18 protein-coding genes and 1 tRNA gene are annotated in these 25,639 nt (G+C 54.2%); 9 read left to right on the forward strand and 10 right to left on the reverse strand.

Annotated features, from left to right (window positions below):
- Positions 1-60: 60 nt before the first annotated feature.
- From asnS to BN4609_RS08170, 7 genes are all read right to left on the reverse strand, one after another.
- Positions 61-1,464: an asparagine--tRNA ligase gene (gene asnS / locus BN4609_RS08140; RefSeq protein WP_021992960.1), complete on the reverse strand. Its 1,404-nt coding sequence runs from the start codon at positions 1,462-1,464 to the stop codon at positions 61-63.
- Positions 1,465-1,612: 148 nt separating this feature from the next.
- Complete coding sequence (locus BN4609_RS08145; protein ID WP_068856087.1) at positions 1,613-3,067, reverse strand: pseudouridine synthase; 1,455 nt, start codon at positions 3,065-3,067, stop codon at positions 1,613-1,615.
- Positions 3,068-3,162: 95 nt separating this feature from the next.
- Positions 3,163-4,509 carry an adenylosuccinate lyase gene (purB, locus tag BN4609_RS08150; protein WP_068856089.1) on the reverse strand — a complete coding sequence of 449 codons (1,347 nt, stop codon included), beginning with the start codon at positions 4,507-4,509 and terminating at the stop codon, positions 3,163-3,165.
- Between the two features lie 247 nt (positions 4,510-4,756).
- Positions 4,757-4,831, reverse strand: a tRNA-Val gene (locus BN4609_RS08155).
- 800 nt (positions 4,832-5,631) lie between these two features.
- Entirely contained in the window at positions 5,632-6,978 is a 1,347-nt protein-coding gene (locus BN4609_RS08160) for a citrate/2-methylcitrate synthase (RefSeq protein ID WP_068856091.1), read from the reverse strand.
- 70 nt (positions 6,979-7,048) lie between these two features.
- The gene (icd, locus tag BN4609_RS08165; protein WP_068856093.1) at positions 7,049-8,230 is read right to left on the reverse strand and encodes an NADP-dependent isocitrate dehydrogenase; all 1,182 of its coding nucleotides are present in this window, start codon (positions 8,228-8,230) and stop codon (positions 7,049-7,051) included.
- Between the two features lie 86 nt (positions 8,231-8,316).
- Positions 8,317-10,578: an aconitate hydratase gene (locus BN4609_RS08170; protein WP_068856095.1), complete on the reverse strand. Its 2,262-nt coding sequence runs from the start codon at positions 10,576-10,578 to the stop codon at positions 8,317-8,319.
- Positions 10,579-10,687: 109 nt separating this feature from the next.
- On the opposite strand from BN4609_RS08170, the gene BN4609_RS08175 reads away from it, so the two are divergent.
- Positions 10,688-10,993, forward strand: a complete 306-nt coding sequence (locus BN4609_RS08175) for a hypothetical protein (RefSeq protein WP_068856097.1) — start codon at positions 10,688-10,690, stop codon at positions 10,991-10,993.
- Between the two features lie 152 nt (positions 10,994-11,145).
- Here the strand turns inward: BN4609_RS08175 and BN4609_RS08180 are convergent, their stop codons facing one another.
- Entirely contained in the window at positions 11,146-11,619 is a 474-nt protein-coding gene (locus BN4609_RS08180; RefSeq protein ID WP_021993438.1) for a low molecular weight protein-tyrosine-phosphatase, read from the reverse strand.
- Positions 11,606-12,979 carry a DNA recombination protein RmuC gene (locus BN4609_RS08185; RefSeq protein WP_068856099.1) on the reverse strand — a complete coding sequence of 458 codons (1,374 nt, stop codon included), beginning with the start codon at positions 12,977-12,979 and terminating at the stop codon, positions 11,606-11,608. The genes BN4609_RS08180 and BN4609_RS08185 overlap by 14 nt, the downstream gene beginning before the upstream one ends.
- Positions 12,980-13,693: 714 nt before the next feature.
- Here BN4609_RS08185 and BN4609_RS08190 point away from each other — a divergent pair.
- From BN4609_RS08190 to BN4609_RS08205, 4 genes are all read left to right on the forward strand, one after another.
- Positions 13,694-14,434: a TIGR02757 family protein gene (locus BN4609_RS08190; protein ID WP_068856102.1), complete on the forward strand. Its 741-nt coding sequence runs from the start codon at positions 13,694-13,696 to the stop codon at positions 14,432-14,434.
- A gap of 753 nt (positions 14,435-15,187) precedes the next feature.
- Positions 15,188-15,865 carry a tRNA (guanosine(37)-N1)-methyltransferase TrmD gene (gene trmD / locus BN4609_RS08195; protein ID WP_021993434.1) on the forward strand — a complete coding sequence of 226 codons (678 nt, stop codon included), beginning with the start codon at positions 15,188-15,190 and terminating at the stop codon, positions 15,863-15,865.
- A 67-nt stretch (positions 15,866-15,932) separates the two neighbouring features.
- The gene (locus BN4609_RS08200) at positions 15,933-17,048 is read left to right on the forward strand and encodes a Gfo/Idh/MocA family protein (RefSeq protein ID WP_068856104.1); all 1,116 of its coding nucleotides are present in this window, start codon (positions 15,933-15,935) and stop codon (positions 17,046-17,048) included.
- A gap of 116 nt (positions 17,049-17,164) precedes the next feature.
- Positions 17,165-17,734: a DUF805 domain-containing protein gene (locus BN4609_RS08205; protein ID WP_021993432.1), complete on the forward strand. Its 570-nt coding sequence runs from the start codon at positions 17,165-17,167 to the stop codon at positions 17,732-17,734.
- A 61-nt stretch (positions 17,735-17,795) separates the two neighbouring features.
- On the opposite strand, the gene BN4609_RS08210 is transcribed toward BN4609_RS08205, so the two are convergent.
- Positions 17,796-18,641, reverse strand: a complete 846-nt coding sequence (locus BN4609_RS08210) for a patatin-like phospholipase family protein (protein WP_068856106.1) — start codon at positions 18,639-18,641, stop codon at positions 17,796-17,798.
- A gap of 93 nt (positions 18,642-18,734) precedes the next feature.
- On the opposite strand from BN4609_RS08210, the gene BN4609_RS08215 reads away from it, so the two are divergent.
- From BN4609_RS08215 to BN4609_RS08230, 4 genes are all read left to right on the forward strand, one after another.
- The gene (locus BN4609_RS08215) at positions 18,735-20,138 is read left to right on the forward strand and encodes an aminopeptidase P family protein (protein ID WP_068856109.1); all 1,404 of its coding nucleotides are present in this window, start codon (positions 18,735-18,737) and stop codon (positions 20,136-20,138) included.
- 25 nt (positions 20,139-20,163) lie between these two features.
- A complete protein-coding gene (locus tag BN4609_RS08220; RefSeq protein ID WP_068856111.1) occupies positions 20,164-21,387 on the forward strand; it encodes a C1 family peptidase in 1,224 nt (407 codons plus the stop codon).
- A gap of 361 nt (positions 21,388-21,748) precedes the next feature.
- Complete coding sequence (gene recJ, locus BN4609_RS08225) at positions 21,749-23,503, forward strand: single-stranded-DNA-specific exonuclease RecJ (protein WP_068856113.1); 1,755 nt, start codon at positions 21,749-21,751, stop codon at positions 23,501-23,503.
- 25 nt (positions 23,504-23,528) lie between these two features.
- Entirely contained in the window at positions 23,529-25,442 is a 1,914-nt protein-coding gene (locus BN4609_RS08230) for a RecQ family ATP-dependent DNA helicase (protein ID WP_068856115.1), read from the forward strand.
- Positions 25,443-25,639: the final 197 nt, after the last annotated feature.

A 25,639-nucleotide genomic window follows, 5' to 3' on the forward strand; every position in this document is an offset into this window, starting at 1 on the left:
CCCGGAACAGAAGCGCAAAGGCTTTGTTCCGGGATTGTCCGTATATGATGATGCCCTTTCTCAGAACTCCGCAGTCTTCGGAGTACGCGGGAACGGGATGACATCGCGTATGTTCTGCATGCCCGTGACGAAAAGGATGAGACGCTCGAAACCGAGCCCGAAACCGCCGTGAGGGCATGTTCCGTACTTGCGGGTGTCGAGATACCACCACATGTCCTTCATCGGGATGTTGCGCTCCGTTATCTGCGCCATGAGCTTGTCGTAGCTTTCCTCACGCACGCTTCCTCCTATTATCTCGCCGATCTGCGGGAACAGCACGTCCGTTCCCTGCACCGTGCGTCCGTCTTCGTTCATCTTCATGTAGAAAGCCTTTATCTCTTTAGGATAATCATTCATTATCACGGGCTTCTTGAAGTGCTCCTCAACGAGGTAACGCTCGTGTTCGCTGGCGAGATCCATGCCCCATGAAACCGGGAACTCGAACTTCTTGCCGTTCGAAACTGCCTCTTCGAGTATCCTGATGCCGTCGGTATAGGTGAGACGCACGAACGAATCCTTCAGCACTCCTTCAAGTCTTGCGATGAGACCTTTGTCAATCATCTTGTTGAGGAACTCCAGATCGTCCTTGCAATTGTCCAAAGCCCACTGCACACAATACTTGATGAACTCCTCCTCAAGGTCCATAAGGTCGTCCTTGTCGATGAAAGCCACCTCGGGCTCTATCATCCAGAACTCGGCAAGATGGCGCGGAGTGTTGCTGTTCTCGGCACGGAACGTCGGTCCGAACGTGTATATCTGTCCGAGGGCAGTGGCTCCGAGCTCGCCCTCAAGCTGTCCGGAAACGGTGAGAGACGTCATCTTTCCGAAGAAGTCATCGCTGTAGATGATCTTTCCGTCCTCGTCTTTCTTAAGGTCGTACAGGTTCTTTGTCGTCACCTGGAACATCTCGCCGGCACCCTCGCAGTCGCTTGCGGTGATGATGGGCGAATGGAAATAGAAGAAGCCACGGTCGTGGAAGAACTTGTGTATGGCAATCGCCATGTTATGACGGATGCGCATCACGGCACCGAAAGTGTTGGTGCGCAAACGCATGTGCGCGTACTGGCGCATGTATTCGAAGCTCTGTCCCTTCTTCTGCATGGGATAGTCGGAGCCGCACAGACCGTAAATCTCTATCTCACTGCACTGTATCTCAGAAGCCTGACCGGCTCCCTGGCTCTCGACAAGCACTCCCGTGGCACTTATGCAGGCACCTGTGGTGATCTGCTTCAGCATATTCTCGTCGAACTTGGAGGGATCGACAACTATCTGAACGTTCTTTATGGTCGAGCCGTCGTTCAGTGCTATGAAATCAACAGCCTTGCTGCTGCGGTGCGTACGCACCCATCCCTTCACATTGACAACCGCTCCGAAGTCGGTGCGTTTGAGAATGTCGACTACCTTTGTTCTACGTATTGTCTCCATATTATATATATGTTATAAAATGCCGTCAGCCTTTTCAGCCCGCGCCCCTGCCCTTCCCCGGCAACTGAAGCCGTGTTATGTGGCGGCGGCACGGTCCGAACAGGCCGACACGTCATCTGTTTATGTTATAATGTATTGTTATGTCTGTTTACTCGAAAGCACCCATGCGCAGCATGTCGACCTCCTTCTCAGTGAGGAAACGCCAGTCTCCGCGACGCAGGTTCTTCTTTGTCAGTCCCGCGAACTGTACACGGTCGAGCTTCACGACGCGATAGCCCAGATGTTCGAAGATGCGGCGCACGATGCGGTTCTTGCCGCTATGAATCTCTATACCCACCTGACTCTTGTCCGTATCGCTGGCATACTCGATGGCGTCGGCATGTATCTCACCGTCCTCAAGCTCTATTCCCTCCGCTATCTGCTGCATGTCGTGTGCGGTGACATTCTTGTCGAGGAACACGTGGTAAACCTTTTTCTTGAGGAACTTGGGATGAGTCAGCTTGCTCGCAAGGTCGCCGTCGTTTGTGAGAAGCAGCACACCGGTCGTGTTGCGGTCAAGCCTTCCCACCGGATAAATGCGCTCCGGACACACGTTACCCACAATATCCATGACGGTCTTGCGGTTCTGCGGGTCGTCGCTTGTGGTGACACAGTCCTTCGGTTTGTTGAGAAGCACGTAGACCTTTTTCTCGAGTGTCACCACGTTATCCTGGAACTTGATCTCGTCCGAACGCTTTACCTTGGTGCCGAGTTCGGTCACCACGGTCCCGTTTACGGTCACTGCGCCTGCCTCTATGTACTCGTCAGCCTCGCGGCGGCTGCACACTCCGGCATTGGCAAGGAACTTGTTGAGACGTATAGGCTCGTTCGGGTCGATGTGACTCTCGCTGTACTCGATGCGCTTCTTCATGCTATACTTGGCGTTGGGGTCGTAGTCGGCAGTACGCTGACGGTAACCTCCCTGCTGATAATTCTTGTTATAGCCACCGCGCTGCGGACGTGCGCCACGCTGCTGGAAGCCGCCCTGGCGCGCCTGATAGCCTCCCTGATTGCCCTCGGCGTTGTTGAAGCGCGGACGATAGCCTGCCTGCTGGCGTGGCTGATAGCCCGTCTGGTTGCCCTCGGCGTTGTTGAAGCGAGGACGGTAGCCTGCCTGCTGGCGTGGCTGATAGCCCGTCTGGTTGCCCTCGGCGTTGTTGAAGCGGGGACGGTAGCCTGCCTGCTGGCGTGGCTGATAGCCCGTCTGGTTGCCCTCAGCGTTGTTGAAGCGAGGACGGTAGCCTGCCTGCTGGCGAGGCTGATAGCCTGTCTGGTTGCCCTCGGCATTGTTGAAGCGCGGACGATAGCCTGCCTGCTGGCGCGGCTGATAGCCCGTTTTATTATTGTTTTGCAGCAATCCCGTCCCGAAACCTTCCGGCCGGAATCCGCCCTCATCGCCGTTGCTGCGCCCTGTAGTGTAGGCGCGCTGCACGCGGATGCGCGGACGTTGCGGACGAGTGCCGCTACGATAATCCTTCTGATAGTTTGTGGCAGAGTTCTCCTGACCCTCGTTTTTCTGCTCTGAAGACTGCCCTTGAGCTTTGTTTTCTAATTCTAAGTCCATATTAAATGATGATGTTCTGGCCTCACGGCTCCGGTTAATAAATTATAACTCTCTGATAAATATAACTCTGTTATGTGTAAAATGACGATTCACTGTCATATACCCGTGTAGTTGTGCGGTGTGATTGCCATCAGCTCCGACTTCACCTCATCGCTCACATCGAGTGTCCTGATGAAGTCGTGTATGGTCTCCTCCGTCATCTTCTTGTTTGTACGGGTAAGCGCCTTCAACGCCTCGTAAGGGTGAGGATAAGCCTCACGGCGCAGTATTGTCTGTATAGCCTCAGCCACCACAGCCCATGTGTTGTCGAGATCGTCGTATATTTTCTGTTCGTTGAGAATGAGCTTGCGCAGTCCTTTCAGCGTGCTCATTATGGCAATAAGACCGTGACCGAACGGCACACCCACATTACGGAGCACCGTGGAGTCGGTAAGATCGCGCTGCAGACGGCTCACCGGCAGTTTTGCGGCAAGGAACTGGAGCACGGCGTTTGCCACTCCCAGATTGCCCTCGCTGTTCTCGAAGTCGATGGGATTCACCTTATGGGGCATCGCACTCGACCCTACCTCGCCAGCCTTTATCTTCTGTTTGAAGTAGTCCATGGATATATACATCCACATATCACGGTCAAGATCGATGATGATTGTATTGATCCGGCGCATGGCATCGAACACACCGCCGAGGCAGTCGTAGTTGCTTATCTGCGTGGTGTACTGCTCGCGCTCCATACCGAGTTTCTCCTTGGCGAACCGGTCGCCGAAAGCCTTCCAGTCGAACTGCGGATATGCCACGTGATGGGCGTTGTAGTTGCCTGTCGCGCCTCCGAACTTCACAGTCATCCTGCACGCCTTCAGTTCTCTGAGCTGTTCTGTGAGACGGTACACATACACCATTATTTCCTTACCGAGCCGTGTAGGCGACGCCGGCTGTCCGTGTGTCTTGGCGAGCATCGCCACGTCTTTCCACTCTTCGGCATAATCGTTGAGCTGCGCTATAAGCTCCTCCACTGCCGGACAGTAGACCTTCTCGAGAGCCTCTTTTACGGAGAGCGGCACGCTGGTGTTGTTGATGTCCTGCGATGTCAGTCCGAAATGTATGAACTCCTTATACGCATCCAGTCCTCCTATCTTGTCGAACTCCTCCTTTATGAAATACTCCACTGCCTTCACGTCGTGGTTGGTCACCGCCTCGATGTCCTTCACGCGCTGTGCGCAAACCTCGTCGAAAGCGGTGTAGATGCTTCTCAGCCGTGGGAACAAAGAATGGTCGAACGAAGCCAGCTGAGGCAGCGGAAGCTCGCACAATGTGATGAAATACTCTATCTCCACACGCACCCTGTAGCGTATGAGCGCATATTCTGAAAAGTAATCAGCCAATGCCTCCGTTTTACCTCTGTAACGTCCGTCTATCGGAGATATGGCAGTAAGCAAGTCAAGTGTCATAAAAATACCTATTATAAGATGCTGCAAAATTAATAATTAAAATCGAAACATGCGAAAAGAATGCCAAAACTTAGCCTCAGGATTCTCTTATTTTATGTACACTTAACTTTTAATGTCATTTCGGCACGTTTATTTTCACATATCGGGATATTCCCGCATGCCGTACAACACGCACGCGGAGAACAGACGGCAACACACATACGGACAAAAAATTAGCCGGATGCAAAATCACATCCGGCTATGGCTGTGGGCGTTGACGGATTCGAACCGCCGACCCTCTGCTTGTAAGGCAGATGCTCTAAACCAGCTGAGCTAAACGCCCCTTGCTTGTCTTAAAAGCGGTGCAAAGATATTAAGATTTATCCGAACAGCCAAACAAACGCTGTCATATTTCATATATTTTAACAAAACAGTATCTTTTATTCGCCCTCACACGCCCGTCCGCACACCACATCCGCACCGTCGCGCCATCACGCACGCACCGTTTACGCCGCGCCTCACACATGCAATGGCAAGCCGCGCGAGCCTGTCACGCAAGCCTGCCGCACACATTGCATATTTATGCAAAGACGGAGGGACATCCGCATAATTATGCATCGCCAACTTCACGAGAGTGCCCTCAGAATCAGCGAAAGCGGATACGGCTGCAAATAACGCAGTATTTCGAAGTTTACATAAGATGCTGTCACACAGCGGCTTGCGCCGACACGGCACAGAAAAGAAACTTTACGACGTCATGGAAGAGCCTCTTCGGGCATGCGGGAAAGCCTCTTTCATGGTGCGGAAAAGGCTCTTCCGCACAACGGCAAAGCCCGTTCCGCACGCCGGTACAGTCATTATGGCACACAAAAACGGCTCTCCGATGTGTCCGAAGAGCCGTTTTCAGCTTTTTCAAAGTACGGAAGCGTGCCGATGGAAGCTTCTCCGACGCCTCACGACACGTTTCCCGTCACACTGCCTTTTCTCTTTCGAGAATTTCCGTTGTAAAGATTTTTTACTTCCGGAAACGCATATTTATTCACTTTCATATATCCTTATGCCATATCCGGAGGCGGCATGCGTCATAACGTCAGTGCCGTTCGCTCACGCCCTCACACCCCCGCCACCATGCCGTCTGCGGTGTCAGCGTTCAGCCAGAGGCACATACGTGCGCTCCTCCATGACACTCTTGTAGGCAGGACGGATGATGCGCCGTCCCTCGAAATTGAGTTCCTCTATGCGGTGTGCCATCCATCCCACGATGCGCGACATGGCGAATATCGGGGTGTAAATCTCCTGCGGCAGACCTATCATCTCGTATATGAAGCCCGAATAGAAGTCCACATTGGCGCAGAGAGGCTTCTTTGTCTTGCGCCGGGCGGACACACACTTGATGCTCTCCTGCTCGAGCAGCCGGAGGAAATCATACTCCTTGTCGCGCCCCTTCTCTTTGGCGAGTTCGCCGGCAAGCCTTTTCAGCTCCACGGCACGCGGGTCGCTCACGGTATACACGGCGTGTCCTATGCCGTAGATGAGTCCGCTCCCGTCGTAGGCGTCGCCGTCGAGGATGCGGTTAAGATAAGTGTCTATCTCCGCGATATCGGTCCAGTCGCTTATGTTCTCCTTCAGATGGTGGAACATGTTGATGGCTCTGATGTTGGCGCCTCCGTGCAGCGGACCCTTGAGCGAGCCAATGCCGGCTGCTATGCTCGAGTAAGTGTCGGTGCGGCTCGACGACGTCACCCTCACCGTGAACGTGGAGTTGTTTCCTCCTCCGTGCTCCGCCTGTATGATGAGGAGCATGTCGAGCATCCTCGCGTCGAGCTCGGTGTAGTCTCCCTCCTTCAGCATGTAGAGGAAGTTCTCGGCTATCGAGAGGTTCTCATGCGGGTGATGGATGTGCAGCGAGCGTCCGCGCACGGTGTGGCGGTAGCTGTTGTAGGCGTAAGCCACGATGGTGGGGAGCTTCGCGGTGAGCTCCACCGCCTGGCGCATGAGGTTGTCGCGCGACAGGTCGTCGGGGTTAGGGTCGAACGTGTACATCTCCAGCACGGTGCGCGCGAGTATGTTCATGATGTTCGAACCCTCAAGGTCTAATATATGAACTACCGATTTATGGTCCAGAGCCATGTTGTCGTTGATGAGCTCTTTGAACGCTGCGAGCTCCTCGCGGTCGGGAAGATTGCCCGAGAGAAGCAGGAAAGCTATCTCCTCAAAGCCCAGTCTCTTCTCGGCAAGTATGGGTGACACAAGGTCGTCAAGCTCGTAGCCACGGTAGTAAAGCTTTCCTGCGGTGGGCACGAGCCTGCCTTCCCCGTCGCGTTCGTAGCCCACGACGTTTCCTATCTTTGTGAGTCCGACAAGCACACCGCTTCCGTCCTCGTTTCTCAATCCGCGTTTCACGCCATACTTAGGAAACAGTTCGTTGTCTATCTTACACGAGTTTTTCACCTCGTCAGACAGCTTATATATCAGATATTCCTTCTTCATAACCTTATGTTTTGTATGTTTTAAACTGCCGGGCGGCGCGATGTGCCCGTCCGGTGAAATAACAGTGCGGTCACAGTGCGGAGGCGAGTATGGAGCCGAAAGCCCTCGTCCCGAGCGGTTTCCCGTCGGGCATGAACCGCGCGAGGTCCGCCGTGGCATGTCCTCCGGCAAAAAGCCGCTCCATAGCCGAGGTGATGAGACGCGCCGCCTCGTCCCATCCCATATACTCGAGCATCATCACCGCCGAGAGGATAATGGAACAGGGGTTCACCACATCCTTGCCCGCGATGTCGGGCGCGATGCCGTGTGTCGCCTCGAAAATGGCGTGTCCGCTGCCGTAGTTTATGTTTGCGCCGGGCGCGATGCCTATTCCTCCCACCTGCGCGGCAAGCATGTCGGACACGTAATCGCCGTTAAGGTTCATCGTGGCGATGACCTCATAGTCGCGCGGACGCAGCAGGGCGTTCTGCAGGAAGGCGTCGCATATGCAGTCGTTCACCACAAGCCTGCCGCTCCGCAGCTCACTGCCATACTCGCGTTCAGCCAGTTCGTAGCCCCATTTCTTGAACCCTCCTTCCGTGAACTTCATTATATTGCCTTTGTGGACAAGCGTCACCGTCTTGCGTCCGTGCGTCAGAGCATACTCTATAGCACTGCGTATGAGCCGCTCGCTGCCCTCTCGCGACACAGGCTTCACGCCATATGCCGAGGTGGCAGGAAACCTCACCTTGCCCACTCCCATCTCTTCCGAAATGAACTTATAGAACTTCTCCGCCTCGGGCGTGCCTGCCTCCCACTCTATTCCTGCGTATATGTCCTCGGTGTTCTCGCGGAATATGCACATGTCTACATCCTCCGGATGCTTCACAGGCGACTCTATGCCACGGAAATATCTCACCGGACGCTGGCACACATACAGGTCGAGCGTCTGCCGCAAAGCCACGTTGAGCGAGCGCATGCCGCCTCCCACCGGTGTCATCAGCGGACCTTTTATTCCTACAAGATATTCGGTGAAGGCGTCAAGCGTTGCCTTCGGCAGCCACTCTCCGGTAAGTTCGTGAGCCTTGCCGCCCGCAAGCACCTCCATCCATTCTATCTTCCTCCGTCCGCCGTAAGCCTTTCTCACAGCCTCATCCACCACTTCCCGGCACACGGGAGACACCTCGCTGCCCACGCCGTCGCCCTCTATGAAGGGCACTGTAGGCATATCCGGAACGGCAAGAACGCCGTTTTTCATTTCGATTTTCATTATTATTCGGTTGTTTTGGGATTTCCTTCAATGTGTGATAAAACCATTAGTCTTATCCGGTATGTACGCCGCCTTTATCCGGCTGACGCTCACCTGTGCCTTCCGACGTAGTTGAGCGCGCTTCCGGCGCGGAACCATTCTATCTGCGTTGAGTTGTAGGAGTGGCACGCCTCGAAGCTGTCTGTCGTGCCGTCGGCGTGTCTCAATGTCACGGTGAGCGGCTTTCCGGGCTCGAAGGATCCGAGTCCTGTCACCGAGATGCGGTCGTCCTCCCTCACCTTATCATAGTCGTCCTTGTCCGCGAAGGTCAGTGCGAGCATGCCCTGTTTCTTCAGATTGGTCTCATGAATGCGCGCGAAGCTCTTCGCCAGCACCACACGCACGTTGAGATAGCGCGGCTCCATGGCGGCGTGCTCGCGCGAGCTGCCCTCGCCGTAGTTATCTTCCGCCACCACGACAGACGCAAGTCCGGCAGCCTTATAGGCTTTCGCTGCGGCGGAGACGGTCTTTTCCGTGCCGTCGGTGAGGCATATCACGCGGTTGCTCTCGTCGTTGAAGGCGTTCACCGCTCCCATGAGCAGGTTGTCTGAGATGTTCTGCAGATGTCCGCGATACCTCAGCCACGGTCCCGCCATGGATATATGGTCGGTGGTGCATTTGCCTTTCACTTTTATCAACAACGGCATGTCGCACAGGTCTTTGCCGTCCCACGGGTCGAACGGAGCCAGTTTCTGCAGTCTGTCGGAGTCGGGCGAGATTGCCACCTTCACACCGCTGCCGTCTGAGGGAGGCTCTACGAACCCCTCGTCCGTGGCATCGAACCCTTCGGGAGGGAACACGTTGCCGTGCGGCTCGTCGAGCATCACACTGTGTCCGGAGCCGTCCTGCAGCGCGTCGGTTGCCGGATTGAAGTCGAGACGGCCCGCCACGGCGAGTGCCATGGTCAGTTCGGGACTGCCGATGAAGGCATATGTGTTGGGATTACCGTCCGCACGGCGTCTGAAGTTGCGGTTGAACGATGTCACGATGGAGTTCTTCCGCTCATTGTCATCGGTATGCCGCTTCCACTGTCCGATGCACGGACCACACGCATTGGTCATTATCACGGCGCCGATACGCCTGAAGTCGTCAAGTATACCGTCTCTCTCGGCAGTGCGGCGTATCTGTTCAGAGCCCGGATTGATTATTATCTGTCCTTTTACAGGGATGTTTTTCTCATAAGCCTGACGCGCCACCGATGCGGCACGGCACAGGTCCTGATAAGATGAATTGGTGCACGAGCCTATCAGTCCCACCTCCACTGCGGGCGGGAATCCGTACTCTTCCACCCTGGCTTTCATCTGAGAGACAGGCGTAGCGGCGTCGGGCGTGAACGGACCGTTGAGATGCGGCTCCACCTTACTGAGGTCGATGTCTATCAGACGGTCGTAGTATGCTTCCGGATTTGCGTACACCTCGTCGTCGGCACGCAGGTCATCGGCGCACGCGCTCGCCATTGCGGCTATCTCCTCACGCCCCGTACGGCACAGATATTCAGCCCCGTTGTCGTCGAACGGGAATATGGAGCAGGTCGCGCCAAGCTCCGCTCCCATGTTGCATATGGTCGCCTTGCCTGTTGCCGACATAGAAGAGAGACCGTCGCCGAAATATTCAAGTATGGCGTTGGTGCCGCCCTTGACGGTCAGCATGCCGAGAATCTGAAGTATGACATCCTTTGGCGACGCCCACCCAGAGAGCTTTCCGCTCAGCCGCACACCTATGAGCTTGGGCATCTTCAGTTCCCACGGCTGACCCGTGAGCACGTCGACGGCATCCGCGCCGCCCACTCCCACAGCCACCATACCGAGTCCTCCGGCGTTGGGAGTGTGTGAGTCGGTGCCCACCATCATTCCTCCGGGGAAGGCATAGTTCTCGAGCACCACCTGATGTATGATGCCCGCGCCCGGTCCCCAGAACCCTATGTGATACCTGGCGGATACGGAGCGCAGGAAGTCATACACTTCCCTGTTGGCTGTCATTGCAGCCGGCAGATCGCTGTCCGCACCGGCATCTGCCTTTATGAGATGGTCGCAGTGCACCGACGCGGGCACAGCCACACGGTCTTTTCCGGCGTTCATGAACTGCAGCAACGCCATCTGCGCCGTCGCGTCCTGCATCGCCACACGGTCTGGGCGGAAGTCCACATAGTCGGTTCCGCGCTCATACCGCCTCAGTCCGTTCTCATCAAACAGATGGGCATACAGCACTTTCTCCGCATAAGTAAGCGGTCTGCCTAACAATCCTTTTACCTTCGCTACCTTATTATTATATGAAGAGTAGAAGCTCTTCAGCATTTCGTAATCCAGAATCATCTTATGTTGCTTTTGATTGGATGCAAATATACAAAAAAAAATCATATTTGCATCATTTCATTCAATATAGTTAGCAAACTGACATTAATATTTAAGCAAACCGATAAATATGTTGCATTTTTATACAAAAAGCAATGTCAGTGAACGCAATAGAGCTTGTCATGACATTTCCGGGCGCAGCATGATTTATAAAAAAGCAGTGCCAGCGAGCGCAATGAGAGCTTGCTATGACATTGCCGAGCGCAGCATGATTTATAAAAAAGCAGTGCCAGCGAGCGCAATGAGAGCTTGCTATGACATTGCCGGGCGCAGCCTGCTTTATATAAAAGCAGTGCCAGCGAGCGCAATGAGAGATTGCTGTGACATTGACTGCCGCAGAATGTTTTATAAAAAAGAAAAAATAAAAGTACAATGACCGACTCCTTGACCCTCTTACGTACTGCCGTCGTCATTCTGTTTTCCCCTCTTGTACGATTCTAACCATTGCATTTTCTGCATAATATGGAAAACAACAACATGCCGTCAGCACGGAATGCGGATGCGGCATGACGGCTGATTCGGGTCAAATCACATCTCTGCGAGCAGTCCCCGACACGCATCCTCGATGAGATCGAGGGCATAGTCGAAGTCGGAATCGTCACCGTAGTAAGGGTCGGGTATCTCACTGACACCGGCATGCGATGTCATATACGAGCCGAGCATCCTCACCTTGTCCCTCTGCTCAGGCGCGGACGCCATCGCCTTTACCGCCCGCACGTTGGCGTTATCCATCACAAGGATAAGGTCGAAACGGCTGAAGTCGGCTTCGGAAAGCTGCCGCGCCCTGCTGTCAAACCTGTATCCGCGCACCGCCCCGCGCCTGCGCATGCGGCTGTCGGGCAACTGTCCGACGTGCCATCCGCCTATTCCGGCAGAGTCGATGACAAATTCGTCGCCGCGTCCGGCATTCTCCACAAGTGTCCTCATCACTCCCTCGGCAGCCGGACTGCGGCATATGTTACCGAGGCATACAAACAACAGTCTTTTCTTATTTTTCTTCATCTTCTTCGTTTAAAAGCGTTTGTGGTTCCGGTATGGGGTAGTTGGCGCTCTCCTTCACGCCAAGCGACTTCAGCTCGTTTGCCTTCTGCACGATGCTCTGGCGTCCTGTGTAAGCCTTGTTGTAGGCATCGTCGTAGTCCTTATGCAGCGTGTCGATGTCCTTCTTGAGCTTGTCGAACCTCTTGATGAACTCCCCCACGCGCTTTATCATCTCGTCCGCCATCTCGAAAACCTTCTTCTGGCTCTCGGTCTGGGCATACTGCCGCCATGCTATCTGAATCATCCTGAGTATCGCCATGAGGTTCTGCTGCCCGGTGATGAACACATGCCGGTCGAACGCCTCGCGCCAAATCTTAGGGTCGTGAGCCAGTGCCAGCTGCAGCGCGCCCTCGTTCGGCACGAACATTATGACAAAGTCGATTGCCCGCCGCGGCTTTGTGATGTATCGGCTGTAGTCCTTCCGCGCGAGGTTCACAGCCTGCGTGCGCACACTTTTCACAAGGTCGTCGGCAAACTTGCGCTTGAGCGTCTCGTCGTCCGTATTCACATACTGATAGTAAGCGTCTATCGACATCTTCGAGTCTATCACTACGTCCTCGTTGTCGGGATAATGCAGTATGACGTCGGGAATCATCCTCTTGCCGCTCTCGTCGCTTACGACGATGTTGCCCTTGTCGTCCGTGATGGTCTGCTGCACGTCATAGTCGGTCCCCAACTTGTATCCCTGTGCGTCGAGAATCTCGGTCAGCATGCGCTCTCCCCAGTTTCCCTGCGCCTTGTTGCCCCCTCTTATGACGTTGGTGAGCATCGTAGCCGTGCGGTCTATCTTCGTTGTCTGGTCACTCATGGCCTTAAGCTGCTCTGAAAGTGACGCTGTGCTCTTTGCCGTCTCGCTGTTAGTGAGTCGTATAGCCTCCTGAAGCTGCTTGAGATTGTCGCGCAGCGGCTTGGTGATATTCTCCATACTCTCGGAGTTGTCAGCCTTCAGCCGGTCGGTGGTCTGGCTGAGCACCCTGGTGGCAAGATTGGCGAACTGCTCCTGAACGGTCTTCAGCTGCTGGGCGAACTGCTCCTGCCTCATCTGCATCTCCTTGGAGTTGTGCTCCTTCTCTGCCTTCAGCTCGGCGGCAGAACGCTCCGCCTCCAACAACGCCTGCGTCAGTCTGCCGTTCATCTCCTCCGTTCCGGCTCTGGCGGCGTCGGTCTCCGCCCTGAGCTGCGCGGCAGTATGCTCCAGCTGCTCCGCCTTCTGCGCGGCAAGCGCAAGCTCCGTTCTCACCCCCCTTATCTTCGACTGCATGAAAAAGAAAGCCGTCACGCCGCCGACAACCATACCTATCATTAAATAAACTATCTCCATATTCCGGAATATTTTATACTTTCAACTGTCACGATGCAGCCGCCATGGAACCGCCGACGGCTGACATCGGTAAAGGAAAAAACACGTGGAAGCGCAAATATAATAAAATAAATCGGCTCCGCACGCCACTTTCCCGAAAATATTTAAAGTCTGACTGACAATCTGGCTTCATCAGTCTTTCGTCATGGCGGCGCACACATTGGTCTCAGGTTTGGCGCAAACGCCCGGACGAGGGCGTCACACCTGTCGTGCCATATGCATAATGTCGGTCAGAAAAAACTTCCTCCGGCATGCGTCATGAAGAATAAAACGCATATCCGCAACCACGCCGGACATACATATATAATAATGTTTAACTGCTGACTTACACATTTTCCGCAATGTCCGGACGGGGAAATCATACCGTCACACCGGCATACGCATATAACCGTTTTATACAGTTTTATTATAAATTTTATTGTTCCAAACCGTAAAAAAGCATGCTGTGTGCGCACACGGAGCACTTTTTTGGAAAAAAGGAATAAAATATTTTGGCAGACATAAAAAATGTCCTATCTTTGTAAACGTTATCCTGAAAACAATCTTTTTACCTTAATGGAAGAGACTAATACCTATTGAAGATTCGAAGCGGTCGCCTGTGAAGGTTGTCGCTTTTTTATGCGGTGAAGCGAACAGGACAAGCTTGCACCCCGATATTAAAAAACACAAGACACAATGGACAACAACACAGCAGACTATATAAGACTCCTTGCGGAGAGATATGAGACGGCGGACTTTCTGAAAGACGACCCCAGCCTGTTCATGCACAAGGTGGAGGCGGCGGCAGACAGGGAGGTCATGGCGTTCGCGGCGTCGTGCCTGAGCTACGGCTCGCGCAAACAGTTCTTCCCGAAAATACAATACATGCTCGACAGCTCGGGCGGCAGGATGGACGAATGGGTGAGAAGCGGAAGCTTCCAGACAGACATTCCCGACGACGGCAGGTGCTACTACCGCCTCTATACGCGGCACGACGTGCACCGGCTGCTGCACACCCTGCGCCTTCTTCTCACGGAGCACGGCAGCCTCGGACAGTTTGTCAGGGCGAACGCCACCGACGGCTACGGAGCGGTGAACGCCATATGCGCATACTTCGCGGCGCACGAGGCGAGCACGGTGATACCGCGCGACACCAAGTCGGCATGCAAGCGGGTGTGCATGTTCATGCGATGGATGGTGCGCGACGGCTCGCCCGTCGACCTCGGACTGTGGACACGGTTCATCGACAAGCGCACGCTCATCATGCCGCTCGACACGCACGTGGTGCAGCAGTCGCAGCGGCTGGGACTCCTCCGGAGCCGTACAGCGTCGATGAGTGCGGCACGCCGTCTGACGCAGGCTATGCTGGAGGTGTTTCCCGACGACCCTCTGAAAGGCGACTTCGCACTGTTCGGATACGGGGTGAACAAGGAGTGAGACGGAGGCTGGCACCATACAGGGCTGGCATACGACGGCAAGAGGCGGACGAGAGGCGGACTTTGACATGCGTCTAAGCAATATACATTTTAACATTTTTATGTTAACACACCTACGGAAAAGCCCCGCCAGCCTTCCCGCACCACAGATTCCGGACATCGCAAAAACACCTTCCATACCCCCATACATACCATTCCGGCATGCCGTTCTCACATTCCGGAGACGCCAAAGACACCGTTCAGCCATGCCATAAAGCCCGTTCCGCCATCCGGAAAAGCCTATTCCACACCTCAGAAAAGCCTCTTTCGCACCACCAAAAAGCCCGTTCCGCACCCCCTGAGAGTCCCCTCCGAAAGCCATCCACATACAACACACTGAGTCACAGACATTTACACGCACCGTCAGAAAATCACATTTTTCAACCCAAAACACTCGCACGACATGAAAAACGCTCCCATCCTGACGTTCAATTTAACACTTGCCACACCATAATTATCCCTACACGCACACGCAGCCCCGCCCTCATCCCCTCACCTTTTCCCCTCCTCACCCCCTCACCTTTTCCCCTCCTCACCCTCCCACCTTCTCACCCTCCCACCTCCTCCTTTACCTTCTTACCCTTTTACCTTTTTACCTCTACAAAGCCCTCTCCCCTCCTCACCCTCCCACCTTCTCACCGTCTCGCATTGTTTTTTATTTTATTTAACCATCCGACAATATAACTTACGATATTTTTCAATAAATTTGCAAATCATGAGAATAGACATTATCACAGTCTTGCCGGAGATGCTCGAAGGCTTCATAAACGAGTCAATACTCGCAAGGGCACAGAAGAAAGGACTGGCGGAGATACATCTGCACAACCTGCGCGACTACACCACAGACAAGTGGAGGCGCGTGGACGACTATCCGTACGGGGGATTCGCAGGAATGGTGATGCAGTGCGAGCCGATAGACCGGTGCATTTCGGCACTGAAGGCGGAGCGCAGTTACGACGAGGTGATATTCACTTCGCCAGACGGCGAACGCTTTGACCAGCACGTGGCAAACGACCTCTCGATGAAGGAAAACATGATAATACTGTGCGGTCACTACAAAGGTATAGACCAGAGGGTGCGCGACCATCTCATAACACGCGAGATAAGCATAGGCGACTATGTGCTCACCGGAGGCGAACTTGCAGCCGCCGTCATGGCAGACGCCATAGTGAGAGTGGTGCCCGGAGTGATAGGCGACGAGCAGAGCGCGCTGAGCGACTGCTTCCAGGACGACATGCTGTCTGCCCCCATCTACACGCGCCCGGCGGAATACAAGGGATGGAAGGTGCCCGAAATACTCCTCAGCGGCAACGAGGCGAAGATAAAGGAGTGGGAAATGGAGCAGGCTATGGAGCGCACAAGGCGGCTGCGGCCCGACCTTCTGGACAGATGACCGGCGCGGCGGCACTCCTCACGGCGTACAGGCAAGACCCGTAAACGCGACAAACGACAATAAAGATATGAAAAACCTGAACTTCCTAAGCAAAGCCCTATGTCTCATCACGATGCTCATGATATGCCGCACGGCGGCGGAGGCGGCACCCGGAGGAGACGGAAATGAGCTGCGCGTGGCTGTGGCAGGAGTGGCTCACGGTCATCTCAACGACATAATCTCGCGCATGGACAGGGGCGACTTCAAGGTGGTTGGAGTATGGGAGAAGGACGACCGCATGCGCCGCGACAACGGACTAATAAGGCACGACAGCACCATACCCGCCTTTGACGACCTCGGAGAGATGCTCGACACCACGCGACCGGAGGCTGTCGTGGCTTACGGACCGATATACGACCACATGGAAGTGGTGGAGGCTTGCGCGCCGAGAGGCATACACGTGATGGTGGAAAAGCCGCTGGCGGTGAACAACAGGCACGCCCGCCGCATGGCAAAGCTGGCACGCAGGCACGGCATACTGCTGCTCACAAACTATGAGACGAGCTGGTACAGCTCAAACCACGAGGCATACCGCATGGTGAAGGACGGCATCATAGGCGACATCACACGCATACTTGTCTATGACGGACACCAAGGTCCGATAGAGATAGGGTGCGGAAAGGATTTCACAACGTGGCTTACCGACCCGGTGATGAACGGCGGAGGCGCCATAACCGACTTCGGATGCTACGGCGCCAACCTCGCCACGTGGCTCTTCGGAGGGCGGAAGCCGCTGAGCGTATATGCAGTGACAAACAGCCAGAAACCCGAAAAATACCCTAAAGTGGACGACGACGCCACCATCATACTGCAATATCCCGACGTCACGGTGCAGCTTATGCCGTCGTGGAACTGGCCCATGAACCGCAAGGACATGTACGTATACGGCTCGAAGGGATATATATACCAAAGCGCGCCGTCGCGCATGTCACTATACAGGAACGGGAAGGAGAGCAACGTGAAACCCACGCCTCTCGAAGCTCCATACGACGACTCGTTCCGCTATCTGAAGGCTGCCGTGAGAGGAGAGATAAAGGTGAACGCCACCGACCTCGCCTCGCTGGAGAACAACCTTACCGTAGTGGAGATTCTTGACGCGGCGGTGAAAAGCGCGCGGAAAGGAAAACCGGTGCGCCTGAGATAAGCAGACGGCGCGCCGCGACACAACCGACACAAGCCTGCCAACGGAGAAACGGAGCCCACTCCGGAGCAGACAACATAACAATACGTTGGGCTACACATTTAAAACCTAAATTAAACATGAGAGAATTGACAGTACTTCCACAGTTGGGATTTACAGAAGCGCTGGGCGCGGCATGTAAGAAGGTAACACAGTTCAAGGGGCGTTCGCGCCGTTCGGAGTTCTGGTGGACCTACCTTGCGGTAGGCATCATCAACTTCATTTGCTCGTTCATACCGTTAATAGGAACCTTGATGTCGATTCTGCTGGGTCTGGCGATGATACCTATCACATTCCGCCGCCTGCACGACACGGGCAGAAGCGGATGGTGGTATGGCGTCAGCATGATATGCGGAACCATATACACCATTGTAGCATGTTCTCTTGTCATCGCCGCTCTCGGTGGCAGTGCGTCCGCGGCAGACCTGAGCTCGATGTCGTCGGAGGAAATAGTGGAGGCTCTGATGGAAGGTCCGGCAATGGGATTCATCGGCATCGGATTGCTGGCTGGAGTCATCTACGGCATCATCCTGCTCATATTCTACTGCCAGGACAGTCAGAAGGAGGAGAACAAATACGGTCCGTCACCGAAATACGTAGAGGAAAACGCCGACGCGGAAAGTCAGGACACAATGCAGACAATGGCATAAGCAAGCGGCAGGACACCTGCCTTGCGCTGACGTGACACGTCATCAGAGAACATTCGCGCGGCTACTTCGCGCCGCCATAATCCTTACAGAAGGCTTCGCCAAGCGCGAAGCCTTCCTCGTAGAGAGCCTCCAGTTTCTTCGTGTCTTTCTCTATCCGGTCCACCTCCATGGGTCGCTGGGGACGTATGCAGGTGATGCGTCCCTCCTGCTCCAGCCGGTCTATCATGTCGAGCTGGCGGTTGTACACCTCTATCCTGTGGCTCAACGCCACGCGCAGACGCGGATAGTCGCGGTAGATGAAGCGCGGAATCTTAATGTCGCGGCTGTCGTTGCGGTAGCCCTTATTGCGGGTCAGCACCACCACATTGTGGCTGTAGCCCTTCTGCATGGCATGTTCCACGGGTATGCTGTCTACTATTCCCCCGTCGAGCATGGGTTTTCCGTCCACAAAGACAATCTTGCTCACATACGGAAGGCTGCTCGACGCGCGCACCACATCGAGCGCGCGCTGACGGTCGTGACGCTCTGATAGATATTCGGCAAGACCTGTTCGGCAGTTGGTTGTCACCATCTCAAACTCTGTCTCGCTCTTGAAGAACGTGTCGAAATCGAAAGGTATGTAGCTGTTCGGAAACTTGTCGTAAAGCAGTTTCTGGTCGAATATGCTGCCCTGCGTGAACAGATAGCGCAGCCCTATGTAGTCGTAGCGCGCCAGATAGTCGATGTTGGAAATGCGGGCGCGGCGCGGCTGGCGGCTGACATACGACATGCCGTTGCACGCCCCAGCCGAAACAGCCACGACATAAGGAAAATACAAACCGTGCTTCATGAACGAATCGAGCACTCCGGTGGTGAAAACGCCACGCATGCCACCGCCTTCAAGCACAAGCCCCGTATTGTTGTCCATCTGCGAAAAAAACGTTTAAATCACTCTGCAAAATTACACATTTTAAATATAAAAGTTGTAACTTTGCAATCAATTGACACGAATTTTTAATATATGTTTGACAAACAGACCTACGTAAACCGCCGGGCAAGGCTCAGAAGTCTTGTGAACGACGGCATAATAATTATTTTCGGCAACAACGAGTCGCCCTGTAACTACCCGAGCAACGGTTATTATCCGTTCAGACAGGACTCTTCGTTCCTGTATTATTTCGGTCTGAACAGAGACGGACTCGTAGGAGTCATCGACATAGACAACAACAGTGAGACTGTCTTTGGCAACGATATCGACATCGAGGACATCGTATGGTATGGCAGCGTGGACAGCGTTCACGACCTCGCCGCACAGGTAGGCGTGGAGCACACGGCACCGATGCGCGCGCTGAAAAACACATGCAACGAGGCTCTGAGGCAGAAACGCAGGATACATTTCCTGCCGCCCTACCGCCACGACATAAAGATACAGATATTCGATTTGCTCGGAATACACCCGGTGCAGCAGAAGGAAGCCGCAAGCATGGAGCTGATAAAGGCGGTGGTGAGCATGCGTTCGGTGAAGGAACAGCAGGAAATAGAGGAGCTGGAGAGGGCTGCGGAGATAGGCTATCTCATGCACACCACTGCCATGAGGCTTACACGTCCCGGGGTGACGGAGAAGTTCGTGGGCGGTCAGGTAGACGGAATAGCCCACTCATACGGAGCCATGACGAGCTTCCCCACAATATACAGCCAGCACGGAGAGATAATGCACGGCAACCCGTCGATGAGCGTCCTGCAGGCAGGACGGCTCGCGCTGTGCGACGCCGGAGCCGAGACTATCAACAACTATTGCTCGGACAACACGCGCACAATGCCTGTAAGCGGCACCTTCACACAGCGTCAGCTGGAGATATACAGCATAGTCGAGGTGTGCCATGACCACGTGCTGGAGGTGGCGAAGCCTGGAGTGAAATACTTCGACGTCCATCTTGCAGTGTGCCGCCTGATGACCGAACGCCTGAAAGAGCTCGGACTGATGAAAGGCGACACCGATGAGGCGGTGGCAGCAGGCGCGCATGCCATGTTCCTGCCGCACGGACTGGGACACATGATGGGCATGGACGTGCACGACATGGAGGGTCTCGGTCAGACAAACGTGGGCTTCGACGAGGAGACACGACCCAATCTTGAGCAGTTCGGGACAAACGCCCTGCGCATGGGACGACGCCTTCAGAAGGGCTTCGTGGTCACCGACGAGCCGGGAATATACTTCATCCCCGCGCTCATAGACGAATGGAAAGCCGACGGACACTGCAAGGAGTTCATCAACTTCGACCTGCTCGAGACCTACAAGGACTTCGGAGGAATACGCATCGAGGACGATATCCTCATAACAGAAGACGGATGCCGCTTCATCGGAGAGAAGAGAATACCTTATCATCCGAAAGATGTCGAGGCTTTCATGCAGAACAATCAATAAAAAACAAACCACATAACAACACACTATGAAGAAGATTATGACACTTGCGTTCCTCGCCATGGTGGCCATGGGAGTGAGCGCCCAGGACAAGAAAGAGAACAGTAACAAGCCTGTTTTCACCGTTGTCAAGGAGAATCCGATTACAAGTATCAAGGACCAAAGCCGCAGTGGAACATGCTGGGACTACTCTACGCTTGCCTTCTTTGAGAGCGAAATACTCAAGGCAACGGGCAAGACATACGACCTCTGCGAGTCTTTCGTGGCTAACAAGAACTACATGGAGCGTGCCATTCAGGTGGTAAGACTGCACGGCGACTGCCAGTTCTCACAGGGAGGATCGGCATACGACGTCTATCATGTGCTGAAAACATACGGCATCTGCCCCGAAGACGCGATGCCGTTCCCTGGTTCTCTCTACGGCGACTCGCTTAACAACTTCAACGAGTTCTTCTCTCTGATGGAACCGTATGTAGCCGCCGTTTCGAGGAGCAAGGCTAAGAAGATATCCGGACAGTGGAAGGTCGGACTGCAGGGCATACTCGACGCTTATCTCGGAAAATGCCCGGAGAGCTTCACATATGAGGGAAAGACATACACTCCGAAGTCGTTTGCGGCAAGCCTCGGACTCGACTGGAACAACTATGTCACCGTAACAAGCTACACACACCATCCTTTCTACACCAAGTTCCCGGTTGAGGTACAGGACAACTGGCGCAACCCGGGTTCATGGAACCTGCCCATCGACGACATGGCACGCATCATCGACAACGCCGTGATGAACGGTTACACAGTGGCATGGGGCGGTGACGTGAGCGAGGAAGGATTCACACGCTCTGGTCTCGCCTACTCTTACGACACCGACGCTATGCAGAGCTATGCAGGCAGCGACATGGCACGCTGGCTCAAACTGTCGTCTTCGAAGAGGACAAACATCATCGACTCGCTCGGATGCAAGGTTCCGGAGCTCACTCCGACACAGGAGAAGCGTCAGGAACGCTTTGACAACTGGGAGCTGACAGACGACCACGGAATGCTCATCTTCGGTATCGCGAAGGACCAGAACGGCAAGGAATACTACATGGTGAAGAACTCATGGGGTGAAGCCGGTGACTATAAAGGCATATGGTATATGTCGAAGAACTTCATCGTTGCCAACACAATGGACTACATGGTGAACATCAACGCCATACCTAAGGACATCCGCAAGAAGATGGAGGATGCTGTGAAGAAAGCCGGCATTGGTGAATAAAACCGCACGGCAGACGCTTACAGGACTGCGGAGCAGGGAAACGCACACACCGGCACATTCCGGATGGAATGGAAGGTGAGGCGGAACGGACCTGCCCCGCAGCCTTTTTTATACATGCCTGACCGAATAAGGCAATCTGAAAACATGGTCTCATCGCACTCGCTGGCACTGTTTTTGAATAAAACAGGCTGCGCTCGGCAATATGAAAGCAAGCTTTCATTGCCCTCGCTTGCACTGTTTTTTTTACAAAAACGCATTATCCATACAATGATTTCCATTTTTATTTTGTAACTTTACGGGCAGTTTGTGCGTGTCAATCCGCACATTCGCCTCATGCAGAATAAAAAAACTAAACTATATAATGCTTTTCAAATGGAATTACAAACCACCGACATCCGAAGAGATAAAGGCGGCTGAAGAGTTAGGAGAAAAGCTTAACATAAGTCCGATTCTTGCCGGTCTGCTCATAAAACGCGGCATAACGACCGAGTCGGCAGCCAAACGCTTCTTTCATCCGCAACTGTCTGACCTCATAAATCCCTTTCTGATGAAAGACATGGATGTCGCTGTCGACAGACTGAACGACGCCATGGGAAGGAAAGAACGCATAATGGTGTACGGCGACTACGACGTCGACGGATGCACGGCAGTGGCATTGGTGTACCGCTTTCTGCTTCAGTTCTACTCCAACATAGAATATTACATACCCGACAGATACGATGAAGGATACGGCTTAAGCAAGAAAGGCATAGACTATGCGCATGCAAACAACGTGAAGCTTATCATAATACTCGACTGCGGAATAAAGGCAGCCGAGGAGATAGCTTATGCCAAATCGCTCGGCATAGACTTCATAATATGCGACCATCACGTGCCCGACGAGGACATGCCGCAGGCAGTTGCCATCCTCAACCCTAAGCGCAGCGACGACACCTATCCCTTCAAGCATCTGTGCGGATGCGGCATCGGATTCAAGTTCATGCAGGCTTTCGCCAAGAACAACGGCATTCCGTTCTCACGGCTCATGCCGCTGCTCGACCTGTGTGCGGTAAGCATAGCAGCCGACATAGTGCCGGTGACCGACGAGAACCGCATACTCGCCTATCACGGACTGAAGATTCTCAACCAGAACCCGAGCACCGGACTGAAGGCGATAATAGACATCTGCGGACTGAACAACCGCGAGATAGCCATGAGCGACATCGTTTTCAAGATAGGACCGCGCATCAACGCGTCGGGAAGAATAGAGAACGGACGTGAGAGCGTAGACCTTCTTGTGGAGAAAGAGTTCTCGCACGCGCTGGAGAAAGCAAAGCACATAGACTGCTACAACGAACAACGCAAGGACATAGACAAGCAAATGACCGAGGAGGCAAACCAGATAGTGGCTCGCCTGGAAAGCCAGCGTCACCGCTCGTCCATCGTCCTTTACGACGAGAACTGGAAGAAGGGAGTCATCGGCATCGTAGCCTCGCGCCTCACGGAAATATATTTCAGACCCACAGTTGTGCTCACGCGCGACGGCGATCTTGCAACAGGCTCGGCACGGAGCGTCACGGGCTTCGACGTATATTCGGCTATAAAAAGCTGCCGCGACATTCTTCTCAACTTCGGCGGACACACATATGCCGCCGGACTGACACTGAAGTGGGACGACATACCCGAGTTCAGGAAACGGTTCCAGAAATACGTCGACAACCACATACAGCCCGAACAGACAGAGGCGATGCTCAACATCGACACCGTGATAGACTTCAAGGACATCACCAAAAGACTGCACAACGACCTTAAGAAGTTCTCACCCTTCGGTCCGTGCAACCCGAAACCAATCTTCTGCACGGTGGGAGTGTACGACTACGGTACGAGTAAGGTGGTGGGAAGGGAGCAGGAACACATCAAGCTTGAGCTTGTAGACTCCAAGTCGAGCAACGTTGTCAACGGCATAGCATTCGGTCAGAGCGCATCGGCAAGGTACATAAAGTCGAAGCGCAGTTTCGACATCGCCTACACACTCGAGGACAACGTATTCAAGAAAAACATGGTTCAGCTGCAGATAGAGGACATACGTCCGGCGGAAGAAGAGGATAACGTACAGGCGGAACAGCACACGTTCTAAAACAACATCACAAAACCCGACCTTCGTGAGCAACGGCTCTGACAGATACACAAGGATACTCCGGCAATACTGGGGGCACTCAGCGTTCAGGGGAATACAGCGTGACATAATAGAAAGCATCGGCAGCGGACACGACACTCTCGGACTGATGCCGACCGGAGGAGGCAAGTCGATAACCTTTCAGGTACCGGCTCTTGCCGCCGAAGGGGTGTGCATTGTCATCACCCCACTCATCGCGCTGATGAAAGACCAGGTGTACAACCTGCGCCGCCGCGGCATACTGGCTGCCGCAATATACTCGGGCATGACGCGCCACGAGATATTGCGCACGCTCGAGAACTGCATACTCGGAAGCACCAAGGTGCTTTACGTCTCTCCGGAACGCATTGCCTCAGAGCTGTTCAAGACAAAGCTGCGCCACATGAAGGTGAGTTTCATTACCGTGGACGAGGCTCACTGCATCAGCCAGTGGGGATATGACTTCAGACCGTCATACCTCCACATTGCCGACATCAGGCAGATAAAACCTGAGGCACCGCTGCTCGCCCTCACAGCAACGGCTACAAGACAGGTCGCCGACGACATTCAGGAGAAGCTGAAGTTCAAGGACGGCAACATGTTCCGCATGAGTTTCGAGCGCAAGAACCTTGCCTACATCGTGCGGCATGCCACAGACAAGCGCGGCGAGATGCTGCATATACTGCGCAGCGTGAGGGGAAGCGCCATAGTGTATGTGAGGAGCCGGAAGCGCGCCTCGGAGATAAGCGGGTGGCTGGAGGAGAACGGCGTGGAGGCGACATTCTATCATGCGGGGCTCGAACACTCAGTGAAGGACGAGCGGCAGAAACTGTGGCACGACGACGTGAAGCGCGTCATGGTGGCTACAAACGCCTTCGGCATGGGCATAGACAAGCCTGACGTGCGCGTGGTGATACACTTCGACTGCCCCAGCTCGCTCGAGGCTTACTTCCAGGAAGCGGGACGTGCCGGGCGCGACGGGATGAAGTCGTATGCCGTGATGCTCTATAACGGCAGCGACGACACCAAACTCCAGAAGCGCATAGCCGACGAGTTTCCGGAGAAGGAATACATCCGCAGCGTGTACGACCATCTCGCCGGATTCTTCCAGATTGCCGTGAACAACGGCTGCGGACACACATTCATGTTCGACATAAGGAAATTCTGCCGCACATACAAGCTCTTCCCGGTACAGACCGACGCCGCGCTGAAGATACTCGAACGTGCCGGATACATAGAATACAACACCGACCCGAACTCCGACCCGCGCATTGTCTTCCTCATTTCGCGCGACCACCTTTACATGCTCAACGAGCTCTCGCCGCTTGAGGACAGGCTCATAACCACCCTGCTGAGAAACTACGGCTCGCTGTTCATCGACTACACTTACATCGACGAGGACATGATAGCCGCGCAGGCAGGACTCACAAGCCAGCAGATATACCTCCTGCTGAAAGGGCTCACGCAGAAACGCATACTCCACTTCGTGCCGCGGAGCAAGACGCCTTTCATCACTTATACGCGCGACAGGGTGGACGGCGAGGACCTCATCATAACCCGCGACGTGTACGAAGACCGAAAGGAACAGTTCGCAAAAAGGATAAACACCGTAATAGGATATGCCACCAACGACAACGTATGCCGTAGCAGGCAGCTGCTGAGATACTTCGACGAGCCGCGCTCGACAGACTGCGGACAGTGCGACGTGTGCCTGGCGCACAAGAGGATGCCCGACACCGAGCGTCTGCTCAGGGATGCGAGGGACATGATAACCGCACTTCTCGACGACAGAAAGAGGCATCACCTCACCGAACTGCTCTCGCTCCGGCTGCCCTCTGACGCTCTCGACACGGCTCTTGAACAGCTTATAGCCGAGGAGACGATACACGTTGAGAGCAGTTATGTGTATATAGAAGACTGACACCGCGGCTTTGCATAAATATACGGAAACACACCTTGCGTCATGAATAAATATTCACCGTAACCTGAAAATACCGCCGTTTTTCTGTCCTGACGACTCTTCGGGCGCAAATACGCGAGTTTTCAGCGTTTCACATACATCATTGACAATCAGGCATTTGCATCATCCCGACAATCCGTACCGCCCATTCCGCCTCG

The organism is Leyella lascolaii, assembly GCF_900079775.1.
Classification (GTDB): domain Bacteria; phylum Bacteroidota; class Bacteroidia; order Bacteroidales; family Bacteroidaceae; genus Prevotella; species Prevotella lascolaii.